Source organism: Oleiphilus sp. HI0117, assembly GCF_001635235.1.
In genome coordinates this window covers 1-1,153 of the sequence record NZ_LWGA01000088.1, presented here as the reverse complement: position 1 = coordinate 1,153, position 1,153 = coordinate 1, and the positions used below count along the sequence as shown (strand labels likewise).

At 39.8% G+C, this 1,153-nt stretch carries 1 protein-coding gene; it reads left to right on the top strand.

The window, feature by feature from the left end; all coding sequences use genetic code 11:
- The coding region (locus A3757_RS01275) for a hypothetical protein (RefSeq protein ID WP_231878181.1) at nt 1-843 on the top strand (843 nt) is incomplete at its 5' end.
- Between the last annotated feature and the right edge of the window lie 310 nt (nt 844-1,153).

The following is a 1,153-nucleotide window of genomic DNA, read 5'->3' as shown; positions in this document are numbered from 1 at the left end:
GTGTTAAATCTAGGTAATAATTCTGTGTCTGATTACGATCTTATAAAAAGGCTAAAAAAAGAGTTTGATGTTGAGTCAACTAACGCTCTTTCTGAGCGGCTGAGCATCCCCCTTGCAACTATTACTAAAGTTGAGCGAAAAGAGGGGAGTCTCCCTTGGCGAGCAAGATTAGTTATTCTAGATAAGCTTGGGTTTGCTGCAGCACGTAGGGGGGTAGAGGCATTGTTACCTGATAACCTAGCGAAAAAAGTTCGTGATGCTAGTAACAGTCAATTTTTGCGCGGAATTGATGATGTTCCTTTTGTCCGAGAGCCAGAGTGTGAAGTTTCAGCCGATACTATTTTACGATTAATCACAGACGAATGTTCCTTGAAAGTGGTAGCTCCGTTTTATGAACATCTCAACTCGAAATATGAGACTGCTGCAGAGCAATCACTAGATCAAGAAGATAGGATCAAGCTTGTTGAAATCTTATACAAGGCTGATGCAGAAAAATGGGGAAAACTGATTTCTCAGCTTTCCAGTTCTCTATCTTCAAATCGCGAGCTGTATATAGCTATTGAATTAATTATTCACCAGGACGAAGAGCACGCCAAGAATGTATTGGATTTTATCGCTCGCGCAAAAGGCGCAAAAAATACAAGAGAGTTATGCGTGCTACTTAACCTTACGCAAAGCCAACTTAGCCGCATGAAAAATGGAAAAACAAAGCTCACTCCGAGAGTTGCGGTAGAAGCTGCTTTTTTGTCAAAATCCAAAAATATTAGTGCAAACGAAGAAGAGTTTTTGGAACTAGACCGCTTCGTAAGTAACCCCGATGTGATTATAAACGAGCTTCTCTGAGTTTTGATTGTGAAAGCGTAACTGGGATTCGCAGAACTAGTATTCTGAGAGAGTTTAGTTTTTATGGTGAACATATAAAGTGATGTTCTGCTGAGTTCACGATGTCCGCAAAATAGCCAAATAAATAGCTCATCACTAGAAAAGCTTAGTGGTTTTAATTCACACTAATTATGACCTTTTCTATGTCGGCATTCCGTACCAATTATTTCAGGTTACTATGAGCTTATCTTGTCTTCTATCGCAAGTGCTTTTTGAATCTGGTTAACAGTCTTATTTTCCGTGGAAGCTTGAAGAGTCTGGGTGTTTCGCT